Annotated in this window: 18 protein-coding genes; 7 read left to right on the top strand and 11 right to left on the bottom strand. The window is 60.1% G+C overall.

Going from position 1 to position 21,105, the window contains the following annotated elements; genetic code table 11:
• The first annotated feature begins 1 nt into the window (after window position 1).
• The 3 genes from AACY02_RS13420 to AACY02_RS13410 all read left to right on the top strand — a co-directional run bounded on the left by AACY02_RS13420 (window position 2) and on the right by AACY02_RS13410 (window position 3,926).
• Window positions 2–472 (top strand): inhibitor of vertebrate lysozyme family protein, encoded by a 471-nt coding sequence (locus AACY02_RS13420; protein WP_339432357.1) that lies wholly within the window; start codon window positions 2–4, stop codon window positions 470–472.
• A 708-nt stretch (window positions 473–1,180) separates the two neighbouring features.
• A complete protein-coding gene (gltP, locus tag AACY02_RS13415) occupies window positions 1,181–2,512 on the top strand; it encodes a glutamate/aspartate:proton symporter GltP (RefSeq protein WP_339432356.1) in 1,332 nt (443 codons plus the stop codon).
• Between the two features lie 184 nt (window positions 2,513–2,696).
• Entirely contained in the window at window positions 2,697–3,926 is a 1,230-nt protein-coding gene (locus AACY02_RS13410; RefSeq protein ID WP_221732258.1) for a nucleoside recognition domain-containing protein, read from the top strand.
• A 109-nt stretch (window positions 3,927–4,035) separates the two neighbouring features.
• On the opposite strand, the gene AACY02_RS13405 is transcribed toward AACY02_RS13410, so the two are convergent.
• From AACY02_RS13405 to AACY02_RS13360, 10 genes are all read right to left on the bottom strand, one after another.
• The gene (locus AACY02_RS13405) at window positions 4,036–4,677 is read right to left on the bottom strand and encodes an ABC-type transport auxiliary lipoprotein family protein (protein ID WP_339432354.1); all 642 of its coding nucleotides are present in this window, start codon (window positions 4,675–4,677) and stop codon (window positions 4,036–4,038) included.
• The gene (locus AACY02_RS13400) at window positions 4,674–5,612 is read right to left on the bottom strand and encodes an MlaD family protein (protein WP_339432353.1); all 939 of its coding nucleotides are present in this window, start codon (window positions 5,610–5,612) and stop codon (window positions 4,674–4,676) included. The genes AACY02_RS13405 and AACY02_RS13400 overlap by 4 nt, the downstream gene beginning before the upstream one ends.
• Before the next feature lies 1 nt (window position 5,613).
• The gene (locus AACY02_RS13395; RefSeq protein ID WP_339432352.1) at window positions 5,614–6,417 is read right to left on the bottom strand and encodes an ABC transporter ATP-binding protein; all 804 of its coding nucleotides are present in this window, start codon (window positions 6,415–6,417) and stop codon (window positions 5,614–5,616) included.
• Entirely contained in the window at window positions 6,414–7,562 is a 1,149-nt protein-coding gene (locus AACY02_RS13390; RefSeq protein WP_339432351.1) for an ABC transporter permease, read from the bottom strand. Before AACY02_RS13390 ends, AACY02_RS13395 begins: the two co-directional genes overlap by 4 nt.
• 54 nt (window positions 7,563–7,616) lie before the next feature.
• Entirely contained in the window at window positions 7,617–8,645 is a 1,029-nt protein-coding gene (locus AACY02_RS13385) for a DUF5924 family protein (protein WP_339432350.1), read from the bottom strand.
• Between the two features lie 192 nt (window positions 8,646–8,837).
• Window positions 8,838–10,226 (bottom strand): M16 family metallopeptidase, encoded by a 1,389-nt coding sequence (locus AACY02_RS13380; protein ID WP_339432349.1) that lies wholly within the window; start codon window positions 10,224–10,226, stop codon window positions 8,838–8,840.
• A 124-nt stretch (window positions 10,227–10,350) separates the two neighbouring features.
• Window positions 10,351–12,009: a Na/Pi cotransporter family protein gene (locus tag AACY02_RS13375; protein WP_339432348.1), complete on the bottom strand. Its 1,659-nt coding sequence runs from the start codon at window positions 12,007–12,009 to the stop codon at window positions 10,351–10,353.
• A 327-nt stretch (window positions 12,010–12,336) separates the two neighbouring features.
• The gene (locus AACY02_RS13370; RefSeq protein ID WP_221732250.1) at window positions 12,337–13,101 is read right to left on the bottom strand and encodes a TerC family protein; all 765 of its coding nucleotides are present in this window, start codon (window positions 13,099–13,101) and stop codon (window positions 12,337–12,339) included.
• Between the two features lie 85 nt (window positions 13,102–13,186).
• Window positions 13,187–14,494, bottom strand: a complete 1,308-nt coding sequence (locus AACY02_RS13365) for a CitMHS family transporter (RefSeq protein WP_339432346.1) — start codon at window positions 14,492–14,494, stop codon at window positions 13,187–13,189.
• A 295-nt stretch (window positions 14,495–14,789) separates the two neighbouring features.
• Window positions 14,790–15,116, bottom strand: a complete 327-nt coding sequence (locus tag AACY02_RS13360; protein WP_339432345.1) for a DOPA 4,5-dioxygenase family protein — start codon at window positions 15,114–15,116, stop codon at window positions 14,790–14,792.
• Window positions 15,117–15,199: 83 nt separating this feature from the next.
• On the opposite strand from AACY02_RS13360, the gene AACY02_RS13355 reads away from it, so the two are divergent.
• Window positions 15,200–15,862, top strand: coding sequence for an NAD(P)-dependent oxidoreductase (locus AACY02_RS13355; protein ID WP_339432344.1), 663 nt, complete (start codon window positions 15,200–15,202; stop codon window positions 15,860–15,862).
• 3 nt (window positions 15,863–15,865) lie between these two features.
• Here AACY02_RS13355 and AACY02_RS13350 read toward each other — a convergent pair whose 3' ends face one another.
• A complete protein-coding gene (locus AACY02_RS13350; RefSeq protein WP_339432343.1) occupies window positions 15,866–16,816 on the bottom strand; it encodes a choline sulfate utilization transcriptional regulator in 951 nt (316 codons plus the stop codon).
• Window positions 16,817–16,930: 114 nt separating this feature from the next.
• Between AACY02_RS13350 and betC the strand changes: the two genes are divergently transcribed.
• From betC to AACY02_RS13335, 3 genes are all read left to right on the top strand, one after another.
• Window positions 16,931–18,445 (top strand): choline-sulfatase, encoded by a 1,515-nt coding sequence (gene betC, locus AACY02_RS13345; protein ID WP_339432342.1) that lies wholly within the window; start codon window positions 16,931–16,933, stop codon window positions 18,443–18,445.
• Window positions 18,446–18,461: 16 nt separating this feature from the next.
• On the top strand, window positions 18,462–19,382 hold the full coding sequence (gene choX / locus AACY02_RS13340) for a choline ABC transporter substrate-binding protein (protein ID WP_339432341.1): 921 nt from the start codon (window positions 18,462–18,464) through the stop codon (window positions 19,380–19,382).
• Window positions 19,383–19,531: 149 nt separating this feature from the next.
• Window positions 19,532–21,100: a SulP family inorganic anion transporter gene (locus tag AACY02_RS13335; RefSeq protein ID WP_339432340.1), complete on the top strand. Its 1,569-nt coding sequence runs from the start codon at window positions 19,532–19,534 to the stop codon at window positions 21,098–21,100.
• Window positions 21,101–21,105: the final 5 nt, after the last annotated feature.

Raw genomic sequence — 21,105 nt, 5'->3', positions numbered from 1 at the left:
GATGAGTGCGCTTGCGTTTAAGACACTGGCAGCCGCCCTGCTTCTGGGCGGTAGTGCCATGGCGATGGCGGCCAATGATGGCCAGACAAGGGCCAACGAGTTGTTGAGCTCCGATGCGCAATACAGGGAAACCTGGGTAGGCGTGGTGAAGAAGGAAGAGCGCCTGCCGGAGTGGGTGATGAACCTCTCTGGCACGCCTGACCAACAGATGACTGCCGTGACGGAAGATGGCGACAAGTATCTGGTCGGGCCTCTCTGCGAATCCGCAGACAAATGCCTGAACCACCGCTTGATCGTCGCGTTCAGTTTCGACAAGAAAGACGCTTACGCCATGCTCGTCGATGTGCCCGAAGGACTGCCGGCCGACAAGTCGCCAACGCGACATGCCACCTACCGCTTCCTCGGCAATCCCGACGAGGGCATGCAGGATCTGCTGATGGAAACCCTGAAGAAAGATCCGAACTGGTATTAGGTTTCGAACATAAGGGCAGCACCCCCCGCTGCTCTTTATTGCACCTGCCCGAGGAGGGCCGGCGCATGACCAAGGGGCCGGGACGCTCTGACTGTTACAGGGTCGCAGTGACCTACGGGTACAAGGAGTGCCTGCGAGAGGGCCGGGTCAGGGGAAAAAAGCTGCGCCGCAAGTTCGCCAGCCCTCTTTGGCTTGACGGACTTGCGCTGAGCTTTCAAACCATCAAAACGTTGATCCAGAGCGCCCAGCTCATCTTGTCCATCGCTCACACTGCGCGCGAAAACATTACGCGGTGTTTCCGGGCGACCGTATATCGAGAAAGATACCGTTTAAACAGTAGGACTATTGGTCTTGTAACGTAGGCCTTTTCCGAAATTTTACGTCGAAATTCCTCGTTCAAAAAACAACCCACCTTACGCCGAAATGGCCGGTTCACGGCACTTTTGCTGGCTTAAATGGCGTAATCGAACCGATTGGGACGCGAGTTTCAATTAAAAAATCTCATGCCGATTCAGCATAGGGTAGGCGTTTACGGCATTAGACGGCGCAACCTTGCATCGGAATAGTTGCGCCTTTTTTCGCCTGCCGAAGAGCCGTAAATACGCGCTTCGGGGCACCTTATACGGAGGCAGATGCATAGACTTTTCCGCTAAAGAGCGTTCCAGTTCCTGCATGTGCCTGAGTCAAACGCAAGTAAGGGTAAAGATAATGAAGAAGGCAAAAATCAGCCTCGCCTGGCAGATCCTCATCGGTCTGGTTCTGGGTATTGCAATTGGTGCGTTGCTCAACCACTTCAGTGCCGAAAAGGCCTGGTGGATCAGTAACGTCCTGCAACCGGCAGGCGATATCTTTATCCGTCTGATCAAGATGATCGTGATCCCGATCGTCATCTCCTCCCTGATCGTCGGCATCGCCGGCGTGGGCGACGCCAAGAAGCTTGGGCGTATCGGCCTGAAGACAATCGTCTACTTCGAAATCGTCACCACCATCGCCATCGTCGTCGGCCTGCTGCTGGCCAACGTGTTCCATCCGGGCACCGGCATCGACATGAGTACCCTGGGCACGGTCGACATCTCGAAGTACCAGGCGACCGCCGCCGAAGTACAACATGAACATGCGTTCATCGAGACCATCCTCAACCTGATCCCGTCGAATATCTTCGCGGCCATGGCCCGCGGCGAAATGCTGCCGATCATCTTCTTCTCCGTGTTGTTCGGTCTCGGTCTGTCGAGCCTGCAGTCGGACCTGCGTGAACCGCTGGTGAAGATGTTCCAGGGCGTGTCGGAAAGCATGTTCAAAGTCACCCACATGATCATGAACTACGCGCCGATCGGCGTATTCGCACTGATCGCGGTGACCGTCGCCAACTTCGGTTTCGCCTCCCTGCTGCCGCTGGCCAAACTGGTGATCCTGGTTTACGTCGCCATCGCCTTCTTTGCCTTCGTGGTACTGGGCCTGATCGCCAGGCTGTTCGGCTTCTCGGTGCTCAAGCTGATGCGCATCTTCAAGGATGAGCTGGTGCTGGCCTACTCCACCGCCTCCTCGGAAACCGTGCTGCCACGCGTGATCGAGAAAATGGAAGCCTACGGCGCGCCGAAAGCCATCTGCAGCTTCGTGGTGCCGACCGGTTACTCGTTCAACCTCGACGGTTCGACCCTGTACCAGTCCATCGCGGCGATCTTCATTGCCCAGTTGTACGGCATCGATCTGTCGATCAGCCAGCAACTGCTGCTGGTCCTGACCCTGATGGTCACCTCCAAAGGCATCGCCGGCGTACCGGGCGTGTCCTTCGTGGTGCTGCTGGCGACGCTGGGCAGCGTGGGTATTCCGCTGGAAGGCTTGGCGTTTATCGCCGGTGTCGACCGCATCATGGACATGGCCCGTACTGCACTGAACGTGATCGGCAACGCCCTGGCGGTGTTGGTCATCTCGCGCTGGGAAGGCATGTACGACGATGCCAAGGGCGAGCGCTACTGGAACTCCCTGCCGCACTGGCGCAGCAAGGAAAAACTGCCCGCGGGCGAGATCTCCAAGAACTGATTGCTGAACCCTGTGGGGATTGGCTGCTTGTGCCAGTGGGCTTGCTCACACAGGGGATTTGAGTCAGAGCCAAGCATTCATTGCCCCCGCCAGTGATGCACAGACAAACCCCGGACAAAATCCGGGGTTTGTCGTTTCTGGCCACCCCGCTATTATTCGCCGCATCTTCCGAGGGATTTGACTGATGCTTAATGGCCTGTGGCTTGGCTTCTTCGTCGTGGCAGCCGTGTCGGCGCTGGCGCAGTGGCTGATTGGCGGTAATGCCGGGATTTTCGCGGCGATGGTGGAAAGCATTTTTGCCATGGCCAAGCTGTCGGTCGAAGTCATGGTGCTGCTGTTCGGCACCCTCACCCTGTGGCTGGGTTTTCTGCGCATCGCCGAGAAGGCCGGCATTGTTGAATGGCTGGCCAAGGTATTGGGCCCGCTGTTCCTGCGACTGATGCCGGAAGTCCCGCCCGGTCACCCCGCCCTTGGCCTGATCACCCTGAACTTCGCCGCCAATGGCTTGGGCCTGGACAACGCCGCCACGCCCATCGGCCTGAAAGCCATGAAGGCACTGCAGGAACTCAACCCCAGCGCCACCGTCGCCAGCAACGCGCAGATCCTGTTCCTGGTGCTCAACGCCTCCTCCCTGACCCTGCTGCCGGTGACGATCTTCATGTACCGCGCCCAGCAAGGCGCGCCTGACCCGACGCTGGTGTTCCTGCCGATTTTGCTGGCGACCAGTTGCTCGACGATTGTCGGCTTTCTGTCGGTGGCGTTCATGCAGCGTTTGCGGATCTGGGATCCGGTGGTGCTGGCCTATCTGATTCCCGGCGCGTTGATGCTCGGCGCCTTCATGGCATTGCTGGGGACAATGTCGGCCACCGCTTTGGCGGGATTGTCGTCGATCCTCGGCAATCTCACGCTGTTTGGTCTGATCATGCTGTTTCTGGTGATGGGTGCTCTACGTAAGGTGAAGGTCTACGAAGCATTCGTTGAAGGCGCGAAGGAAGGCTTCGATGTAGCGAAGAACCTGCTGCCGTATCTGGTGGCCATGCTCTGCGCCGTCGGCGTGCTCCGTGCGTCCGGAGCGCTGGATTTTGGCCTCGACGGGATCCGTCATCTGGTCGAATGGGCCGGAGGGGACACACGCTTTGTCGATGCGCTGCCCACGGCGATGGTCAAGCCATTCTCCGGCAGCGCGGCGCGGGCGATGCTGATCGAAACCATGCAGACTTCCGGTGTCGACAGCTTCCCGGCGCTGGTGGCGGCGACGCTTCAGGGCAGTACCGAGACGACGTTCTATGTGCTGGCGGTGTATTTCGGCGCGGTGGGGATTCAGCGGGCGCGGCATGCGGTAGGTTGCGCGCTGTTGGCCGAACTGGCCGGGGTACTCGGCGCCATTGGCGTCTGCTACTGGTTCTTCGGTTAGCCACAAGTCCCCCTGTGGGTGCGCGAAGAGGGCGTGTCAGGCGACGTATGCATTGCCTGACACACCGCCTTCGCGAGCGAGCCCGCGCCTACAGGGATTATGGATAAGGTTAAAGTCTGGGTGAGGGCGCGAACTGCTGGCCTTGCTCGACCGCCCACGCCACAACCTTCGCGGTCAGGCGATCACTGGCCAGACCAAACCCGGCGACCACCGCCGGCACCTGCACATCACTCAGGGGCTGGCGCTCTTCAAACCGGCGGCTGGCCAGAATGCGCTGGTCATAGCCACGCACCAGCAACGCATCGACCCGCACGACAACGCTGGCCTTATCGCCCTGATATTCAGTCTGAAACGCCTGCAAATTCCCACCCAGTTCCAGATCCGCCTGGAAGTAGCTGTCATCGGTGCTCAGCAACGTCACCCGGCCATCACGCGTAAAGCCTTCGAGCAGCCGATTGCGCAACAGCACCGGTGCGGGGTCGCTCCAGCGTGACGCCTTGTAGCTGCTGATCATGTTGCCCTGTGGAATCACGGCGATGTTCGGCCGGTTCAGCGCTTCACTGGCCTGCCATTTGTTGAGCCGCAGCGACCAGTGCTGAGTGGCCGCTGAACCGGCCGGCGCAGGCACCTGCGTGGCTGGCAGACGATAAACGTCCGATGGCTGCGACTGGGGCAGGATCGAGCACGACGCGATCAGCGTGCCGATCAAGGTAAAACCGGCGGCGAAGAGGGCGAGTCGAGTCAGCTTCATGGCGTGAACTCCTTGTTCTTGTCACTGCCCAGCAGGTAACCGCTGGGGTTGGCCTCAAGACGTTGCGAGATGGCGCGCAGCGAGGTCAGCGTCTCTCGCAATTCACGGATGGCCGGCGCCAGACCATTGAGGCCCTGCAGGCCGTTGTCGAGGGCATTCTGGTTCTTGCTCAGCAGGCCGTTGATCGTGGCGCTGCTTTGCTCCAGCGACTTCATCGCCTGCTCGGCACTGCCCAGCGCCTGCTTGCCCTGGTCGTTGAGCAAACCGTTGGCGTTGCGCATCAGCAGCGAAGTCTGTTCGAGCATGCTGCCGGCCTGTTTGCCGACCGTCGCCAGTTGCTGCATGGCTTGGCGCAGGTCGCCACGCTGATCGTTGATCGAGCCGGTGGTCTGTTCCAGGTGGGCGAGGGTTTTGCTCACGCGCTCGACGTTTTCGGCGGAGAACATCTGGTTGGCGTTTTGCAGCAGTGCGGTGACGCCGCTCATCAAGTCGTTGCTGTCATTGAGCAACCGCGAGATGGGCGAGGGCGACGCGACAATGATCGGTAATTTGCCGTCATGGCCCCGTAGGCTCGGACTGTTTGGCGTGCCGCCGCTGAGCTGGATGATCGAGGTGCCGGTAATCCCGGTCAGGGCCAGTTTGGCCAGGGTGTCTTCCTTGATCGGAGTGTCACCGCCCAGACGAATCCGCGCCAACACCCGGCGGGGATCCTTGGGGTCAAGACGCAGGCTGACCACGTCACCGACCTTGATCCCGCTGTATTGCACCGCGCTGCCCTTGGACAGGCCGCTGACCGCCTCGTTGAACACGACTTCGTAATCCTTGAACTCGCTATCGATACTGGACTTGGCCAGCCACAGGCCGAACAGCAGGGCGCCCGCCACGACAATCACTGCGAACAGGCCGATCAACACATGATGGGCTCGGGTTTCCATATCAGACCTCGTTGAGCAGTTTGGCGGCGTCCAGCGCCGAGCGGCCGCGCGGGCCGTGGAAATATTCGTGAATCCACGCGTCATCGGTTTCCGATACGACGTCAATCGGACCGGCGACCAGCACCTTCTTCTGCGCCAGCACTGCCACGCGGTCGGTGATGGTGTAGAGCGTGTCGAGGTCGTGGGTGACCAGAAACACACTCAGGCCCAACGCATCGCGCAGGGTCAGGATCAGTTGATCGAACGCCGCCGCACCGATCGGATCGAGACCGGCGGTGGGCTCGTCGAGAAACAGGATGTCCGGATCCAGCGCCAATGCACGGGCCAATGCCGCGCGCTTGATCATGCCGCCGGACAGCGACGCGGGGTATTTGTCCGCCGCCGACAACGGCAGCCCGGCCAGCGCCAGTTTCACCGCCGCCAGATGCTCGGCGTCGTTGCGGCTTAACCCTGCATGCTCGATCAGGGGCAAAGCGACGTTCTCGGTCACCGTCAACGAGGAGAACAGTGCGCCTTTTTGAAACAGCACGCCGAAGCGTCGTTCGATCAGCGAGCGCTCATGTCCGGACAGGCTCGGCAGGTTCTGGCCGAATACGTTCACCCGGCCTTCGCTGGGCCGGCGCAGGCCGATGATACTGCGCAGCAGTACCGATTTGCCGCTGCCAGAGCCGCCGACCATGGCGAGGATTTCGCCTTTGTACAAATCCATGTCGAGGCCTTCGTGCACGCTCTGCTTGCCAAAGCGGTTGCACAGGCCACGGACTTCGATCACCGCCTCCGAGGGCGCGCAGGGTGGACGACTCACCAGCCCATCTCCATGAAGAACAGCGCGGCCACCGCATCGAGGACGATCACCACGAAAATCGATTGCACCACGGCGGACGTGGTGTGGGCGCCGACCGATTCGGCGCTGCCGCTGACCTTGAAGCCTTCGAGACAGCCAATCGCGGCGATCAGGAAGGCGAAGACCGGTGCTTTCACCAACCCCACCAGAAAGTGCTGAACACCGATGTCCGATTGCAGCAGCGAGAGGAACATCGCCGGTGAAATTCCCAGCGACAACGCGCAGACCACGCCACCGCCGACGATCCCGCAGAGCATCGCCAGAAACGTCAGCATCGGCAGCGCGATCAGCAGCGCCAGTACCCGTGGGACCACCAGCAGTTCCATCGGGTCAAGGCCAAGTGTGCGGATTGCATCGATCTCTTCGTTGGCCTTCATCGAACCGATTTGCGCGGTGAAGGCGCTGGCGGTGCGCCCGGCCATCAGAATCGCGGTGAGCAAGACGCCGAATTCACGCAGAAATGAAAACGCCACCAGATCGACGGTGAACACACTGGCCCCAAAACTGGCCAGCACCGTCGCGCCAAGAAAAGCCACCACGGCGCCCACCAGAAAGGTCAGCAACGCCACGATCGGCGCAGCGTCGAGGCCGGTCTGTTCGATGTGCGCGACGATTGGCGTAATGCGCCAACGCTTGGGGCGGAACACGCTGCGAGCGATGGTTTCCAGAATCAGACCGATGAAGCCCAGCACTTGCAGGGTGTCCTGCCAGACCGTTTCCACGGCGCGACCGATGCGCGTCAGCAGTTGCACGCTGACGCTGACTTCCGGCTCCTTGATCGGCACGCAGAAATCGGTCAGCGAGCGATACACCGTCTGCAGCAACGCGCGGTCAGCCGGGGAAATCGTACAGTCGGGATGTTCAGCGGATTTGCCCAGGCGCTCGGAACCGAGCAGTTCGACCAGCAAGGATGCGCCAGCGGTATCGAGGGCGCCCAGGTCATTCAGGTCGATGGACGTATGGGCGTCGTATTGGCCGTGGAGCTTTTCGCTCAGTTGCTTGAGGTCAGCGTAATGGGCAAGCGTCCAGTCCCCGCTGACTCGCAGGTGAGCAGGGGTGGTCGATGTGTCGAGTTGGGCACTGCCCGTCGTCGAGCTGCTGGTCATAAACTCCGTGCTTTTCGGCTGATGAGGCTGGCATACGTAATAGCACGAACCCGACTACTTTTCTTTGATCGCTGTGCTGTCGGTGACTTCAAAGCGCAGCACGCCGATCACCTGGCCGTCCTCGGTCAGCACCCGTACCTGCCACTTGCCCGCCGGGTTGCCGGGGAAATTCTGCTTGTGCGTCCACGCCCGGTAGCCTTCTTTACGCCCGCCATGGATGTCGAGAGCAATGCGGTCGACCTCTTTGCCGTTGAACTGCCAGACGTGATAAATCCGCTCATCGAGCCCGCGTGGCGCGTTGATCGCGGTATAGGCGTAGAGGCCACCGCCACGGATCTGCTCGGCGCTGACTTGCTTGAGGCTCGCGCCGGGGGTCCGATCCTGCAACTGCGTGCTGATCGCCACGTCAGTCATCCACAGCGTTGCCGGCGGCACCCACGAGCGCAGCGCCCAACCCACACCGCCGATACCCACGGTGATGCACAGGATCGCCAGCGCATTGCGCACGGTGCGGATCGGGAAGATCGACGCCAGGCTCGGGAACGACAGCAGCACGGCAATGCCCAGCGCCCATTTGAAGCTCTGCGAGGTGGTCAGGTGCATGATCACCGGCAGTGCGGTCAGGAGGGCCGCGAACAGGGTCAGGGTGTGTAGCGCCAGAAACGCCCAGCGCCGGGGCGCCAGCCATTTGTAGTAGAGCGGATCGATGACGGAGATCAGCGCGGCGATGCTCAGCAGCCCGGTGAAGATCAATTGGCTGCTGTTCCACGTCGTGGTGATGAAGAAGAATGGCAGAACGAAAAACAGGCTTTCCTGGTGAATCATCTGCGTGGCGTAACGCAGCAGCGGCTGGGGGATTTCCCGTTTGAAAATCCGCGTAAAAAGGCCAGTGAGGGTGTTTTCCAGCATCAGCCAGATCCAGCTCAGCAGCATGATGATGGTGATCCAGCTCGCCAGCCCTTGCTGGCGGTCGACCAGAATGAAACTGCCGACCCCGGAGATGAAACCACCCAACGCAATGACCCCGGGATAGCGCTTCATCAGTTCGAGAATGCGCTGGATCAGAAGGGTCAGTTTTGGCATGAGGGCGGTTCGCAACAGTCGTGGGAAAAAACCTCGACAGAGTACCGCTCGCACAGCGGTGTGGCGAGGCTGCCGGTCAGCAAAATCACCACAGTCCCCTGTGGGAGCGGGATTGCTCGCGAAGGCGTCGTATCCGTCACTGCATTTGTTGCATGACCCACCGCGTTCGCGAGCAAGCCCGCTCCCACCGGTTCAGTGTTCGGCGGATTTGCGGCGGTGCAAGCGCCATACGATCAGGATCAGCAGCAACACACCCAGTCCACCCGCCGCCAGCCACAACACCTGATCATCACTGATCAAAGGCTTCTCGATACGCAGATACCCCGGTTGCAGCAACAACTCGCGCATGGCCTTGTTCGCCGTTTCCAGCGTCACGCCTTGCAGTTCGCGGGCGGGATTGGCGAAGCGGCCGTCCTCGTAGTCGCCCAGCGCACTCCAGTAGTAATCGGCCATCGCGCTGTTGCCTTGCACCGCCCAGGCCTGATGGGCGATGGCCGCCTGTTTGATGCGGGCGAAGGTGGCCGGATCGAGACCGTTTTTCAGCAGGTCGGCCTTGATGTCTTCCAGCACCTCAATGGCTTCATCGACGTTATCGCGATCAAGGTCAGCATTGAGGCTCATGAACCCGACGCCCCCAAACACTTCGCGCTCGGCCCACGGCCCATAAGACAAACCATGGTTGAGACGAATCTGTCGGTACAGCGCCCAGTCGAGGTAGTCCTTGAGGATGTTGAACGTCTCGTCGTACTGACCGTCCAGCACCGGCTCCGGCACCAACCAGTGCAACTTGGCGCTGTCGCCGATAAAACCGCGCGTGAGGGTGCGCTCATGGGCGGCGCTGGTGCGGATATCCGGCAACGGCCGGTGCTCACTGGGCTCGACCGCATCAAGCGCGCCCCACGTCCGCTCCAGATAGGCCGGCAGCAGTTTGTCGAGCTCGCCGACGACAATCAGGGTCATGTTGTTCGGCGCGTACCAGGCTTTGCGCACCTTCTCCAGTTGCGCCTGGGTCAGATGTGCGACTTCGGCGCGCTGCGGGCATTTAAGGCCCAGCTCCACCGCCAATTGATTGCTCGCGCTGTGCCCCAGATCCTGGCGGTCGAGAAAGCGGCGCAGGCGCGTGTAGTGGCCGCCGTCCTCACGCTCGACCACACGTTTGGCGGCGTTGATCGCGTTGTCGTCGATGCGGGTCTGTGTCAGCAGCGCCAGCAGCAGGTCGAGTACCTTGCGCTGGTTTTTCGCCGGAGCTTCGATGACGAAGGTGGTATCGGCATTGCTGGTGAAGGCGTTCCAGTCACCGCCCAGGGCCTGCATGCGCTCTTCGAGGCCACCTTCGCCGGTGGCGTCAATGCCACTGAACAGCAAGTGTTCAAGCAGGTGCGGCAGCTCTTTTTCATCGCAGTCAAAATCATCAAGACCGACGCCGACCACCAGCCGGATCGCGACATGCCCGCGCTCGGTGCCGGGTTTGAGCAACAACTGCAAACCGTTGGGCAGCGCATAACCTTCGACCTGAAAACGATCCAGGGCCAAGGAAGGGAGTGAACCGAGCAACAGACAGGCGAACAACAGGCAACGCATAACAGGCTTCCGTACGGCTGATTTGGAGATCCGTGTCGTCAGGCAGATGGCCTTTGCGAGCAAGCTCGCGAAGGCGTCCCTGAGGCTGAACGCTGAGTTACTGACTGACCTTAGCCGCAGACGTTCAAGGCGAATGCGTAATGTCGGCCATTTCATCCGCCGCCAGCGCCCCGATGTCCGCCGTTTCCAGCACTACATAAGCGCTGCTGCAAAACAGCGAATTGAGCCGTTTCATGTCGGCAATCAGCTCCAGGTGCAACGAACTGGTTTCAATACTCTGCACGATCTTGCGTTGCAAACGACTGACGTGGGCATGGGCCAAACGGCGTTCCTGTGCGCGGAAGCGCCGTTTCTCGCGCAGCAACTGGCGAGCGCTTTCCTTGTCGCCGCTGAGAAACACCGACAACCCCAACCGCAAGTTGGCGATCAGTTGCTGTTGAAGCCCGGCCAGGTCCTCCAGCCCTTCCTCGGAAAACGAACGGCGTTGCGAGGTCTTCTGCTGCTGGACCTTGCGCAGCATGCGCTCGATCAAGTCACAGGCCAGTTTGAGGTTGATCGCCAGTTCAATGATCTCCGCCCAGCGCCGACTGTCCTGCTCGCCAAGATCCTCGCGGGGCATTTGCGCCAGGTACAGCTTGATCGCGCTGTACAGCGACTCTACGTCATCGGTCATCCGACGCATGTCCTGGGTGATCGCCGTTTGCTTGCCGCGCAACACATCGAGGGTCGCGTCGAGCATGTTGTCGAGCAGATCGCCCATGCGCAGGGTTTCGCGCACGGCGTTGGCCAAGGCCAGGCTTGGCGTGACCAGCGCGGTCGGGTCAAGGTGACGTGGTTTGGCGGTGCCGTTGACCTCAGGCCGTTCCGGCAGCAGCCAGGCGCACAAACGCGCCATCGGCCCGACACTCGGCAGCAGGATCAGACAGCGTGCGGTGTTGTAGAGCAGGTGGAAGCCGATGACCATTTCCTGCGGGCTGAAATCCAGACTGTCGATCCAATGCACAAGCGGGTCGAGCACCGGGATGATCAGCAGCAGGCCGATCAGTTTGTACAACAGGCTGCCCAGCGCCACTTGCCGGCCAGCGGCGTTCTGCATGCTGGTGCTCATGAACGCCAGCACGCCGCTGCCGATGTTGGCACCGATCACCAGGCCAATCGCCACCGGCAGACTGATCACGGCGGCGCCGGCCAAGGTAGCGGTCAGAAGCACAGCGGCGAGGCTGGAGTAGGAAATCATCGCAAACAGCGCGCCGACCAGGGCGTCGAGGAGGATGTCGCCGGTCAGCGAAGCGAAAATCACCTTCACCCCTTGGGCGTGGGTGATCGGTGCAGCAGCCTCGACGATCAGTTGCAGCGCGAGAATGATCAGCCCCAAACCGATGCTGACCCGGCCCATTTGCCCGAGCCGCGTCTGTTTGCGCGACAGAAAGAAAATCACCCCAAGAAAAATCAGCAATGGCGACAGCCAAGACAAGTCGAACGTCAGCACCCGCGCCATCAGCGCGGTACCGACATCGGCGCCGAGCATGGTCGCCAGCGCCGGCGTCAGCGCCATCAGCCCTTGGCCGACGAAAGAGGTGACGAGCATCGCCGTGGCGTTGCTGCTTTGCACCATCGCCGTGACGACGATGCCCGCAACAAAGGCCAGCCAGCGCTTGGCCATGTTCTGACCGATCACATGGCGCAACTGGGTGCCATACACCCGCAGGATGCCGGTTCGGACGATGTGCGTGCCCCAGATCAGCAGGGCGACGGCGGAAAGCAGATTGAGCAGGGTGAGCATGCAGACCCCCTGTAATGGCAGCGCCCCAGAGAGGCAAATTGACGGTACCGCGCGGTTTCTACGTTTTTGATACTTAAGCTGTAGTTGGCTAACGGTCTGGGCGCCAGCATTGCACAGCTAAAACCATGATTGAAACACAAGTGTCATGAACAGCACTTCACCGGCACCTCCCTGCTGGAGTGAGTGTTAGCCAACGTACAAAACAACTGTGGGAGCGGGTTTGCTCGCGAAGGCGGCGTATCAGTCGACAATAATGTTGGCTGATCGACTGCATTCGCGAGCAAGCCCGCTCCCATAAGGGGTGTTGCGTGTTGCTGGACTAGCGGGTTACTGCCCCGGAATGTCCTTGCGCAGTTTCACCGGATCTTGCTGCTTCTTTTTGGCCATCGCGCCGCGCAGTTTGATGTTGATCGCTTCCACCGCCAGCGAGAACGCCATGGCGAAGTAGACGTAACCTTTGGGTACGTGCACGTCGAACGATTCAGCGATCAGTACCGTACCGACCACCAACAGGAACGACAGCGCGAGCATCTTCAGCGACGGATGTTTGTCGATGAATTCGCTGATCTTGCCCGACGCCGCCATCATCACCAGCACCGCGACGATGATCGCCGCCACCATCACTGGCACATGGGACACCATGCCGACCGCGGTGATCACCGAGTCCAGCGAGAAGACGATGTCGATGATCGCGATCTGAATAATGGTGTAGAGAAAGTTACCGCCCTTGCCCGAAGGCTCGTCGCCGCTTTCGTCTTCACCTTCCAGCGCGTGGTACATCTCCTGCGAGCTTTTCCACAGCAGGAACAGCCCGCCGAAGAACAGGATCAGGTCACGCCCGGAGATGCCCTGGCCGAACACTTCGAACAGGTCGGCGGTGAGGCGCATGACCCAAGTGATCGACAGCAGCAACAGGATCCGCGTGATCATGGCCAAGCCAAGACCGAAGATCCGGGTGCGCGGCTGCATGTGTTTGGGCATGCGGCTGACCAGGATCGAAATCATGATGATGTTATCGATACCCAGGACAATTTCCAGGGCGGTCAGGGTAAAGAAGGCAACCCAGATTTCGGGGTTGGTCAGCCAATCCATGTGTATTCCTTTGAGCGTGTGTTAAACCGAAAAAGGTCCTGGCTTCAAACCACGAAGCCAGGACCGCAAACGGTGAGTCTTGGGCTTATAGAGTGCTGAACACCGGGAAAGTCCCGAGCAGCAGTGCAGCAATCAGAATGCAGATACAAACCAGGATCGCCCATTTGAGGGTGAACCGCTGGTGGTCGCCAAAATCAATCCCGGCCAGGGCCACCAACAGATAGGTCGATGGCACCAGCGGGCTGAGCAAGTGAACGGGCTGACCGACGATCGAGGCCCGGGCCATTTCCACGGCGGTGATGCCGTAGTGACTGGCGGCTTCGGCCATCACCGGCAACACGCCATAGTAGAACGCGTCGTTGGACATGAAGAACGTGAACGGCATGCTCACCAGTGCCGTGATCACCGCCAGGTAAGGACCGAGGAAATCCGGGATCACCGCCAGCAGGCTCTTGGACATCGCATCAACCATGCCGGTGCCCGACAGGATACCGGTGAAGATACCCGCCGCAAAGATCAGCCCGACCACTGCCAGCACACTGCCGGCGTGAGCCGCGACGCGGTCCTTCTGCATTTGCAGGCAAGGATAGTTGACGATCATGGCAATACTGAACGCCACCATGAACAACACCGGCAGCGGCAACAGGCCAGCGATCAGGGTGCACATCAGGCCGAAGGTCAGGGCGCCGTTGAACCAGATCAGCTTCGGACGACGGGCGTCCGGGAACTGTGAAACGCTGATTTCGCGGTGATCGATCTCATCGTCGATCAGGTGCAACTCACCCAGACGCGCTCGCTCACGTTTGCCGTAGAAATAGGCAATGAGCAGAATCGCCACCACACCGGCCGCCATGGCCGGAATCATCGGCACGAAGATGTCCGAAGGGTCGACGTGCAACGCACTGGCAGCACGGGCGGTCGGGCCGCCCCATGGCGTCATGTTCATCACGCCACCGGCCAGGATGATCAGGCCGGCCATGATTCGCGGGCTCATGCCGATGCGGCTGTACAGCGGCAGCATGGCGGCCACGCAGATCATGTAAGTGGTCGCGCCGTCACCGTCGAGGGAAACGACGAGCGCCAGTACGGCGGTGCCGACCGAAACTTTCAGCGGGTCACCCTTGACCAGTTTGAGGATCTTGCGCACGGCCGGGTCGAACAGACCGGAGTCGATCATCAGGGCGAAATAGAGAATGGCGAACATCAGCATCACGCCGGTCGGCGCAAGCTTGGTGATGCCTTCGAGCATCATCGGACCGATCTTCGGCGCAAAACCACCGAACAGGGCAAACAGGATCGGGATGATGATCAGCGCAATCAGCGCGGACAGGCGCTTGGTCATGATCAGGAACATGAACGTGATGACCATGGCAAAGCCAAGGAAAGTCAGCATGGGAATACTCCGGGCGTAGCGCGGCTAATGGAATGAGCGGATCGGGCGGGATCAGCGCAGAGCGGGCAGCACGAGAGGTACGGACGGAGTGACAGCGCGGAGGCGGGCTACAGAGGACATCAGAATCACCATTGTTGTTGTTAATTGGGCCGTTCGTGCGGGTATCACACGGATTGGCCAACCGGTCTGTTGCCGGCAGTGGGGGCGATCCTAATGGGGGAAGCTTTCAGCCAGCTTTCGTGGGTGAAAGCTTTGAGTGAACGGTCAACCGGCCCGCCGAATGCGGCGGGCGTCATCAAAAAACAGCCAGATTCAGCGGCCTCATGGCGCCCATCCAGATCGCATGCTCGGTGTGATCAAGCAAATCATCGCCCGTGTCCGGGTGCAAAAACACCACCAAGCCTTTGCGATTGAGCGCCAGCCAGGGCAGTACTTCACCGATCAGCTCCGGGCCGAAGGCCAACTGGCAACTCCAGTCGGGGTGCGGGCCGACCGGGCGTTCGTGGACGCGGCCCATTTTCAATGGAAACAACGTAGCGGCTTGCTCGCATAACGCGCGTGCCTGGTCGATGGAGGCGGCGTCGAAATAGACGTGGGCGTGGTAGCCCTTGATCGGTTGCATCTGAAGCCCTCGCAAATCGGTTCGAACCCTCGGCGTTGCCCGTATGTCACACGCCATAGAAGGGACAAGAAAAGGGATCAGCCATGAAAAATGCCGAAACCCCAGCGGTTAAAGTGGTGCTCTATGGTGCCATGGCCAGCCTGGGCGGTGCGTTGATGGCTGAGTTGCTGCGTCGTCAGCATGAAGTCATCGCCATTCTCGACGATTTGACGGCGCTCGCGCCGCGTCCGGGGTTGCGTACAAAAAGTGGCGATCTGTTCGATGCCGAGCGGGTCAATCAAAGCGTTGCGGGAAGCTCAGCGGTGATTTGCCTGCTGGATGCGCCGGGCCTGCCGTTGAGCAGCGATCACGTCGAAAGGTCCATCGTGCTTGGGCCGGTGGAACAGGTGCTCGCGGTCGACGCGCTGGTCGATGGCCTGCAATTGGCCAATGTTTCGCGGCTGTTTCTGGTGGGCGATTTCGCCGTGCTCGACGAACCGGACCTCGACGATCGCCTGCAACGCCACGCCGCTGAAGAAATCCGTGAGGCCCTGCAAAGCAGTCCGTTGCAATGGACATTGGTCAATGCGCCCCATGGCGTCGCGGGGCTGACCGTTGAGCATTTCAGCCAGGTTGGAGGCCATCTGGAGCCGGGGCTAACCGAACCGCTGGAGCGTTTGAACCGGGTCGCGGTGGGGATTGCCGATGAGCTGCGCTTGAATCTGCATGTCGGGCAGCATGTGAATTTTGTGGCGACCGGCCAATAGGTTCTAGATGGCAATGGACGGCAGTGCGAGTCCATTGAGCGATTCTGCACTGCTGGCCTGTTCCTCCATCAACCAGTCAACAAACAGTTGAATCAGCGCCCCCCGCCGTTTGCGTTGCGGCAGAACGACGTAATAGCCCAGCCGTGACAGCGTCGTTTCGGCAATCGGGCGACAGAGCAAACCCTGAGTCAGCAAGTTATCCACAAGGTGCCGCCAGCCAATCGCCACGCCTTGCCCGCCAATCGCCGCTTGAATCAACAGCGTGTAATTGTCGAAACGCAGCTGCCCCGGTGCCGGCGGCGTGGTGATGCCCAATTGGCGAAACAAACCACTCCAGTCAAACCAGTTGCTGCTGTTTTCACCGCGCAAGTGCAGCAGGGGCAATTCCAGCAACGCCTGAGCAGGCAAGGGCGCCGGGCGATCCTTGAGCAATAATGGACTGCACACCGGGAACACTTCTTCGCTGAACAGCCAATGGCTCTCGCCCTGTTTAAAGCGGCCGTCGCCAAACAGGATCGCCACGTCGATGTCGGTGCGCAGCATGTTGTGGTTACGTTCGCTGGTGACCAGGCTGACATCGACGTGGGGATTGGCTTCGTGGAAGCGGTGCAGACGCGGCATCAGCCAATAGGCGGCGAAGGCGAAATCGGTGGCGACCTGCAGCACCTCGTGTTGCTGCTGTGTGCTGATCGCGCTCAATCCTGCGTCGATATTCTGCAAACCAAGGCTAACTTGCTCGAACAGGATCATGCCGACCTCAGTCAGTTCGATGCCCCGGTAGATGCGATCAAACAGGCGCGTACCGAGCTGCTCCTCCAGTCGTTTGATCTGTTGGCTGATGGCCGGTTGCGTGGTGCCCAACTCAACCGCTGCCGCAGTAAAGCTGCGATGGCGCGCGGCGGCATCGAAGGCACGCAACAGGTCGAGAGACAGATCGCCTAACGCTTCATACATAAGCAGAGCTTATCCCAGTCATTGCCCGGCATGGGCTTTACCCGATAGAGCATGGACTCCAAGCTTGATCGCAGCAATGTCGCATAAATATTCACTATGGAATGCCGCGATCACATGAAGCGCAAGAATATTCTTTTCATCATGGCCGATCAGATGGCCGCGCCAATGTTGCCGTTCTACGGCCCTTCGCCAATCAAACTGCCGAATCTTTCGCGCCTCGCCGCCCAAGGCGTGGTGTTCGACGCCGCTTACTGCAACAGCCCATTGTGCGCGCCGTCGCGTTTCACTCTGGTCAGCGGTCAATTGCCGAGCAAAATCGGTGCTTACGATAACGCCGCCGATTTCCCCGCCGACATTCCGACCTACGCCCACTACCTTCGCCGTCTCGGCTACCGCACCGCGCTGTCGGGCAAGATGCATTTCTGTGGCCCCGATCAGTTGCACGGCTACGAAGAACGCCTGACCAGTGATATTTATCCGGCCGATTACGGTTGGTCGGTGAACTGGGATGAGCCTGACGTGCGGCCGACCTGGTATCACAACATGTCTTCGGTGCTGCAAGCCGGGCCCTGCGTGCGCACCAACCAACTCGATTTTGACGAAGAAGTGGTGTTCAAGGCCCAGCAATATCTTTTCGATCACATTCGCGAGGACGGCGATCAGCCGTTTTGCCTGACGGTGTCGATGACTCACCCACACGATCCGTACACGATTCCCAAGGCCTTCTGGGATTTGTACGACGATGGCGATATCCCGCTTCCGACAACGCCGGATCAACATTCACTCGACCCGCACTCGCAGCGCCTGCTCAAGGTTTACGACCTGTGGGACAAGCCGCTGCCTGTGGATAAGATTCGCGATGCTCGGCGTGCCTACTTCGGCGCTTGCAGTTATATCGACGCCAACGTCGGCAAACTCCTGCAAACCCTTGAAGACACAGGGCTGATGGACGAAACGATCATCGTCTTCTCCGGCGACCACGGCGACATGCTGGGCGAGAAAGGCCTCTGGTACAAAATGCACTGGTACGAAATGGCCGCCCGCGTGCCCCTGTTGATCAGTGCGCCTGGCCAGTTCGAGGCCGGGCGCATCAGCGCTGCCGTATCGACCGCAGACCTGTTGCCAACCTTCGTCGAACTGGCCGGCGGCACCCTGGAGCCGGGCCTGCCGCTGGATGGCCGCTCGCTGGTGCCACACCTGCAAGGGCAGGGCGGCCATGACGAGGTATTTGGCGAATACATGGCCGAAGGCACCATCAGTCCGCTGATGATGATCCGCCGTGGCGCCTGGAAATTTATCTACAGTGAAAGCGACCCTTGCCTACTCTTCGACGTAGGCAACGATCCGCGCGAGTTGGAAGAACTCAGCCAATCGCCACAGCATCGTCAGCTATTCGACGATTTTCTCGCCGAGGCACGGGCCAAGTGGGACATCCCCGCCATTCACCGGGCTGTCCTCGCGAGCCAGCGTCGCCGCCGTTTTGTCGCCGATGCATTGACCGTCGGCAAACTGAAGAGCTGGGATCACCAGCCGCTGGTGGATGCCAGTCAGCAGTACATGCGCAACCATATCGACCTCGATGATCTGGAACGCAAAGCACGTTATCCACAACCCTGCCAAAACCAATAACGTTAAGGGGAAGTCCATGCGCAAGTTATCCACAGTACTGACGGTCAGCCTGCTGGCTCTGGGCAGCGCCTCGGCATTTGCCGAGCAAAATTGCGAGACGGTGAAAATGGCCGATCCTGGCTGGAGCGACATCGCCGCGACCAACGCCATCACCGGTTTTCTGCTGGACGGCATGGGCTACAAGGCCAAGGTCGACACCCTCGCGGTACCGATTACTTTCGGCGGCCTGAAGGATGGCCAGGTGGATGTGTTCATGGGCAACTGGATGCCGGCGCAGCAGGGCTTCTACGACAAGTTCATCGCCACCGGTGACGTGACACAACTGGCGAAGAACCTCGACGGCACCGAATTCACCCTCGCCGTGCCGGATTACGTCTGGGACGCGGGTGTGCATAACTTCGCGGATCTGAATACATTCGCCGACAAGTTCGGCAAGAAAATCTACGGCATCGGTTCGGGCGCACCCGCGAACATCTCGCTGCAGGAAATCATCAAGAAAAATGACTTCGACCTGGGCCAGTGGAAGCTCATCGAGTCCAGCGAACAGGCAATGCTCGCCGAAGTGTCGCGGGCGGTGAAGAAACAGAAGTTCGTCACCTTCCTCGGCTGGACCCCGCACCCGATGAACGTGCAGTTGAAAATGCATTACCTCAAGGGTGGCGAAAAGTACTTTGGCGACACCGGCAGCGTGTTTACGTTGACGCGCAAGGGCTACGCCGAGGCGTGTCCGAATGTGGGTAAATTGCTGACCAATCTTTCGTTCACTCAGGAGATGGAGAACAGCATCATGGCTGAGGTGACCAACAAGAAGGTCAGCAATGCTGAGGCGGTGAAGGCCTGGATCAAGGCGAATCCGGCGGTGCTGGACAAGTGGCTGGACGGCGTGAAGACGCTGGATGGGAAGGCTGCCTTGCCGGCGGTAAAAGCCAGGCTCTGATTCACTAGAGGCAGTCGTCTCACCCCGTGGGAGCGGGCTTGCTCGCGATTGCGGTGTCTTTGTCGAATGACCCACCGCATTCACCAGAGGGCACGCTCCCGCACGTTTTACCCTGTTACTCTTGCGCAAACCCCAAACCGCGAGGACCCATGGCCTTCCCCACTCGCCGCTCACTTTTGCCCTTCCTCACCTGGCTGCCCCGGCAAACCCGCGCCAGCGTCGGACGGGACCTGATCGTCGGCCTCAGCGGTGCAATTCTCGCGTTACCCCAGTCGATTGCCTACGCGCTGATCGCCGGACTCCCACCCGAATACGGTCTCTACGCGGCGATCATCCCGGTGTTGATCGCCTGCATGTGGGGTTCGTCGTGGCATCTGATCTGCGGGCCAACGGCGGCGATTTCGATTGTGCTGTTTGCCAGCGTCAGTCCATTGGCCGTGCCAGCGTCACAGGACTACATCACCCTGATTCTGCTGCTGACCTTTCTGGCCGGGGTTTTCCAATGGCTGATCGGTTTGCTGCGCTTTGGCGCACTGGTGAACTTCGTCTCGCATTCGGTAGTACTCGGTTTCACCCTGGGGGCGGCGGTGGTGATTGCCATCGGTCAGTTGCCCAATTTTCTAGGGTTGGACCTGCCAGCCAAAGCCACGGCGCTGGCCAGTTTGATGGATCTGCTGCAACACCTCAGGGCTGTGGATAATCCTTCGCTGGTGCTTGGCGTGGCCACGGTCGCGGTCGGCGTGGTGTTGAAACAATTGCTGCCACGCTGGCCGACGCTGTTGATCACGCTGGTACTGGCCAGCTTGCTGGTTTGGCTGTGGCCGGCAATGTTCGGGCATGTGCACCGGGTCAGCGCTTTTATCGGGCGTCTGCCGCCGTTCAGTGGCTTGCCGCTGGATCTGGACCTGATCCTGCGCCTGCTGCCGAGCGCTGTCGCGGTGGGCATGCTCGGGCTGGTCACCAGCCTGTCGATTGCCCGCTCGATTGCCGCGCGCTCGCAACAACTGCTCGACGCCAATCAAGAGGTTCGGGCGCAGGGTTTATCCAATATCGTCGGGGCGTTCTTTTCCGGCTCGCTGTCGGCCGGGTCGTTTACCCGCTCGGGCCTCAGTTACGAGGCGGGCGCCTGCTCGCCGCTGGCCGGAGTGTTTTCGGCGATCTGGGTGGCGCTGTTTGCGATTTTCGGGGCAGGGCTGATCGCGCAGATTCCCATTCCAGCCATGGCCGGCAGCATTTTGTTGATCGCCTGGGGACTGGTGGATCATCGCGGTATTCGGTCATTGCTGCGGGTCAGCCGCGCCGAGTTCGTGGTCATGGCCCTGACCTGTCTCGCCACGTTGTTGCTGGAATTGCAGACGGCGATTTACGCCGGGGTGCTGGCGTCGCTGTTCTTCTATCTCAAGCGCACTTCACAACCACGGGTGCAGCATTTTCGCGATGGTGAGGACGATGTGCTGCGGGTTGGCGGCTCCATTTTTTTCGGCGCCAGCCATTACCTGCAAGTGCGATTGCAACGCATGCACGGCACGCGGGTGGTGATTGAGGCGCAGCAGATCAACTTCATCGATTATTCAGGGGTGGAGATGCTGCATCAGGAGGCGCGGCGTTTATTGCGGCACAATCGCAGCCTGACGTTGCGCGGTGCGCGGCCGCAGGTGGTGGAGGAGCTGCGCAAGCTCGAAGGGCCGCAGCAGTGTCCGATCCGGTTTGAGGATTGATCCAG

Source organism: Pseudomonas sp. EA_65y_Pfl2_P78 (genome assembly GCF_963970495.1).
In the GTDB taxonomy this organism is placed as follows: Bacteria; Pseudomonadota; Gammaproteobacteria; order Pseudomonadales; family Pseudomonadaceae; genus Aquipseudomonas; species Aquipseudomonas baetica_A.
The sequence above is the reverse complement of the archived record's forward strand: the minus strand, read 5'-3'. Positions and strand labels throughout refer to the sequence as shown.

Bases quoted from the DNA above. Each gene is read 5' to 3' on its own strand.
- AACY02_RS13420 (WP_339432357.1), top strand. From the start codon at position 2: ATGAGTGCGCTTGCGTTTAAGACACTGGCAGCCGCCCTGCTTCTGGGC.
- gltP (WP_339432356.1), top strand. From the start codon at position 1,181: ATGAAGAAGGCAAAAATCAGCCTCGCCTGGCAGATCCTCATCGGTCTG.
- AACY02_RS13410 (WP_221732258.1), top strand. From the start codon at position 2,697: ATGCTTAATGGCCTGTGGCTTGGCTTCTTCGTCGTGGCAGCCGTGTCG.
- AACY02_RS13405 (WP_339432354.1), bottom strand. From the start codon at position 4,677: ATGAAGCTGACTCGACTCGCCCTCTTCGCCGCCGGTTTTACCTTGATC.
- AACY02_RS13400 (WP_339432353.1), bottom strand. From the start codon at position 5,612: ATGGAAACCCGAGCCCATCATGTGTTGATCGGCCTGTTCGCAGTGATT.
- AACY02_RS13390 (WP_339432351.1), bottom strand. From the start codon at position 7,562: ATGACCAGCAGCTCGACGACGGGCAGTGCCCAACTCGACACATCGACC.
- AACY02_RS13385 (WP_339432350.1), bottom strand. From the start codon at position 8,645: ATGCCAAAACTGACCCTTCTGATCCAGCGCATTCTCGAACTGATGAAG.
- AACY02_RS13380 (WP_339432349.1), bottom strand. From the start codon at position 10,226: ATGCGTTGCCTGTTGTTCGCCTGTCTGTTGCTCGGTTCACTCCCTTCC.
- AACY02_RS13375 (WP_339432348.1), bottom strand. From the start codon at position 12,009: ATGCTCACCCTGCTCAATCTGCTTTCCGCCGTCGCCCTGCTGATCTGG.
- AACY02_RS13370 (WP_221732250.1), bottom strand. From the start codon at position 13,101: ATGGATTGGCTGACCAACCCCGAAATCTGGGTTGCCTTCTTTACCCTG.
- AACY02_RS13365 (WP_339432346.1), bottom strand. From the start codon at position 14,494: ATGCTGACTTTCCTTGGCTTTGCCATGGTCATCACGTTCATGTTCCTG.
- AACY02_RS13360 (WP_339432345.1), bottom strand. From the start codon at position 15,116: ATGCAACCGATCAAGGGCTACCACGCCCACGTCTATTTCGACGCCGCC.
- AACY02_RS13355 (WP_339432344.1), top strand. From the start codon at position 15,200: ATGAAAAATGCCGAAACCCCAGCGGTTAAAGTGGTGCTCTATGGTGCC.
- AACY02_RS13350 (WP_339432343.1), bottom strand. From the start codon at position 16,816: ATGTATGAAGCGTTAGGCGATCTGTCTCTCGACCTGTTGCGTGCCTTC.
- betC (WP_339432342.1), top strand. From the start codon at position 16,931: ATGAAGCGCAAGAATATTCTTTTCATCATGGCCGATCAGATGGCCGCG.
- choX (WP_339432341.1), top strand. From the start codon at position 18,462: ATGCGCAAGTTATCCACAGTACTGACGGTCAGCCTGCTGGCTCTGGGC.
- AACY02_RS13335 (WP_339432340.1), top strand. From the start codon at position 19,532: ATGGCCTTCCCCACTCGCCGCTCACTTTTGCCCTTCCTCACCTGGCTG.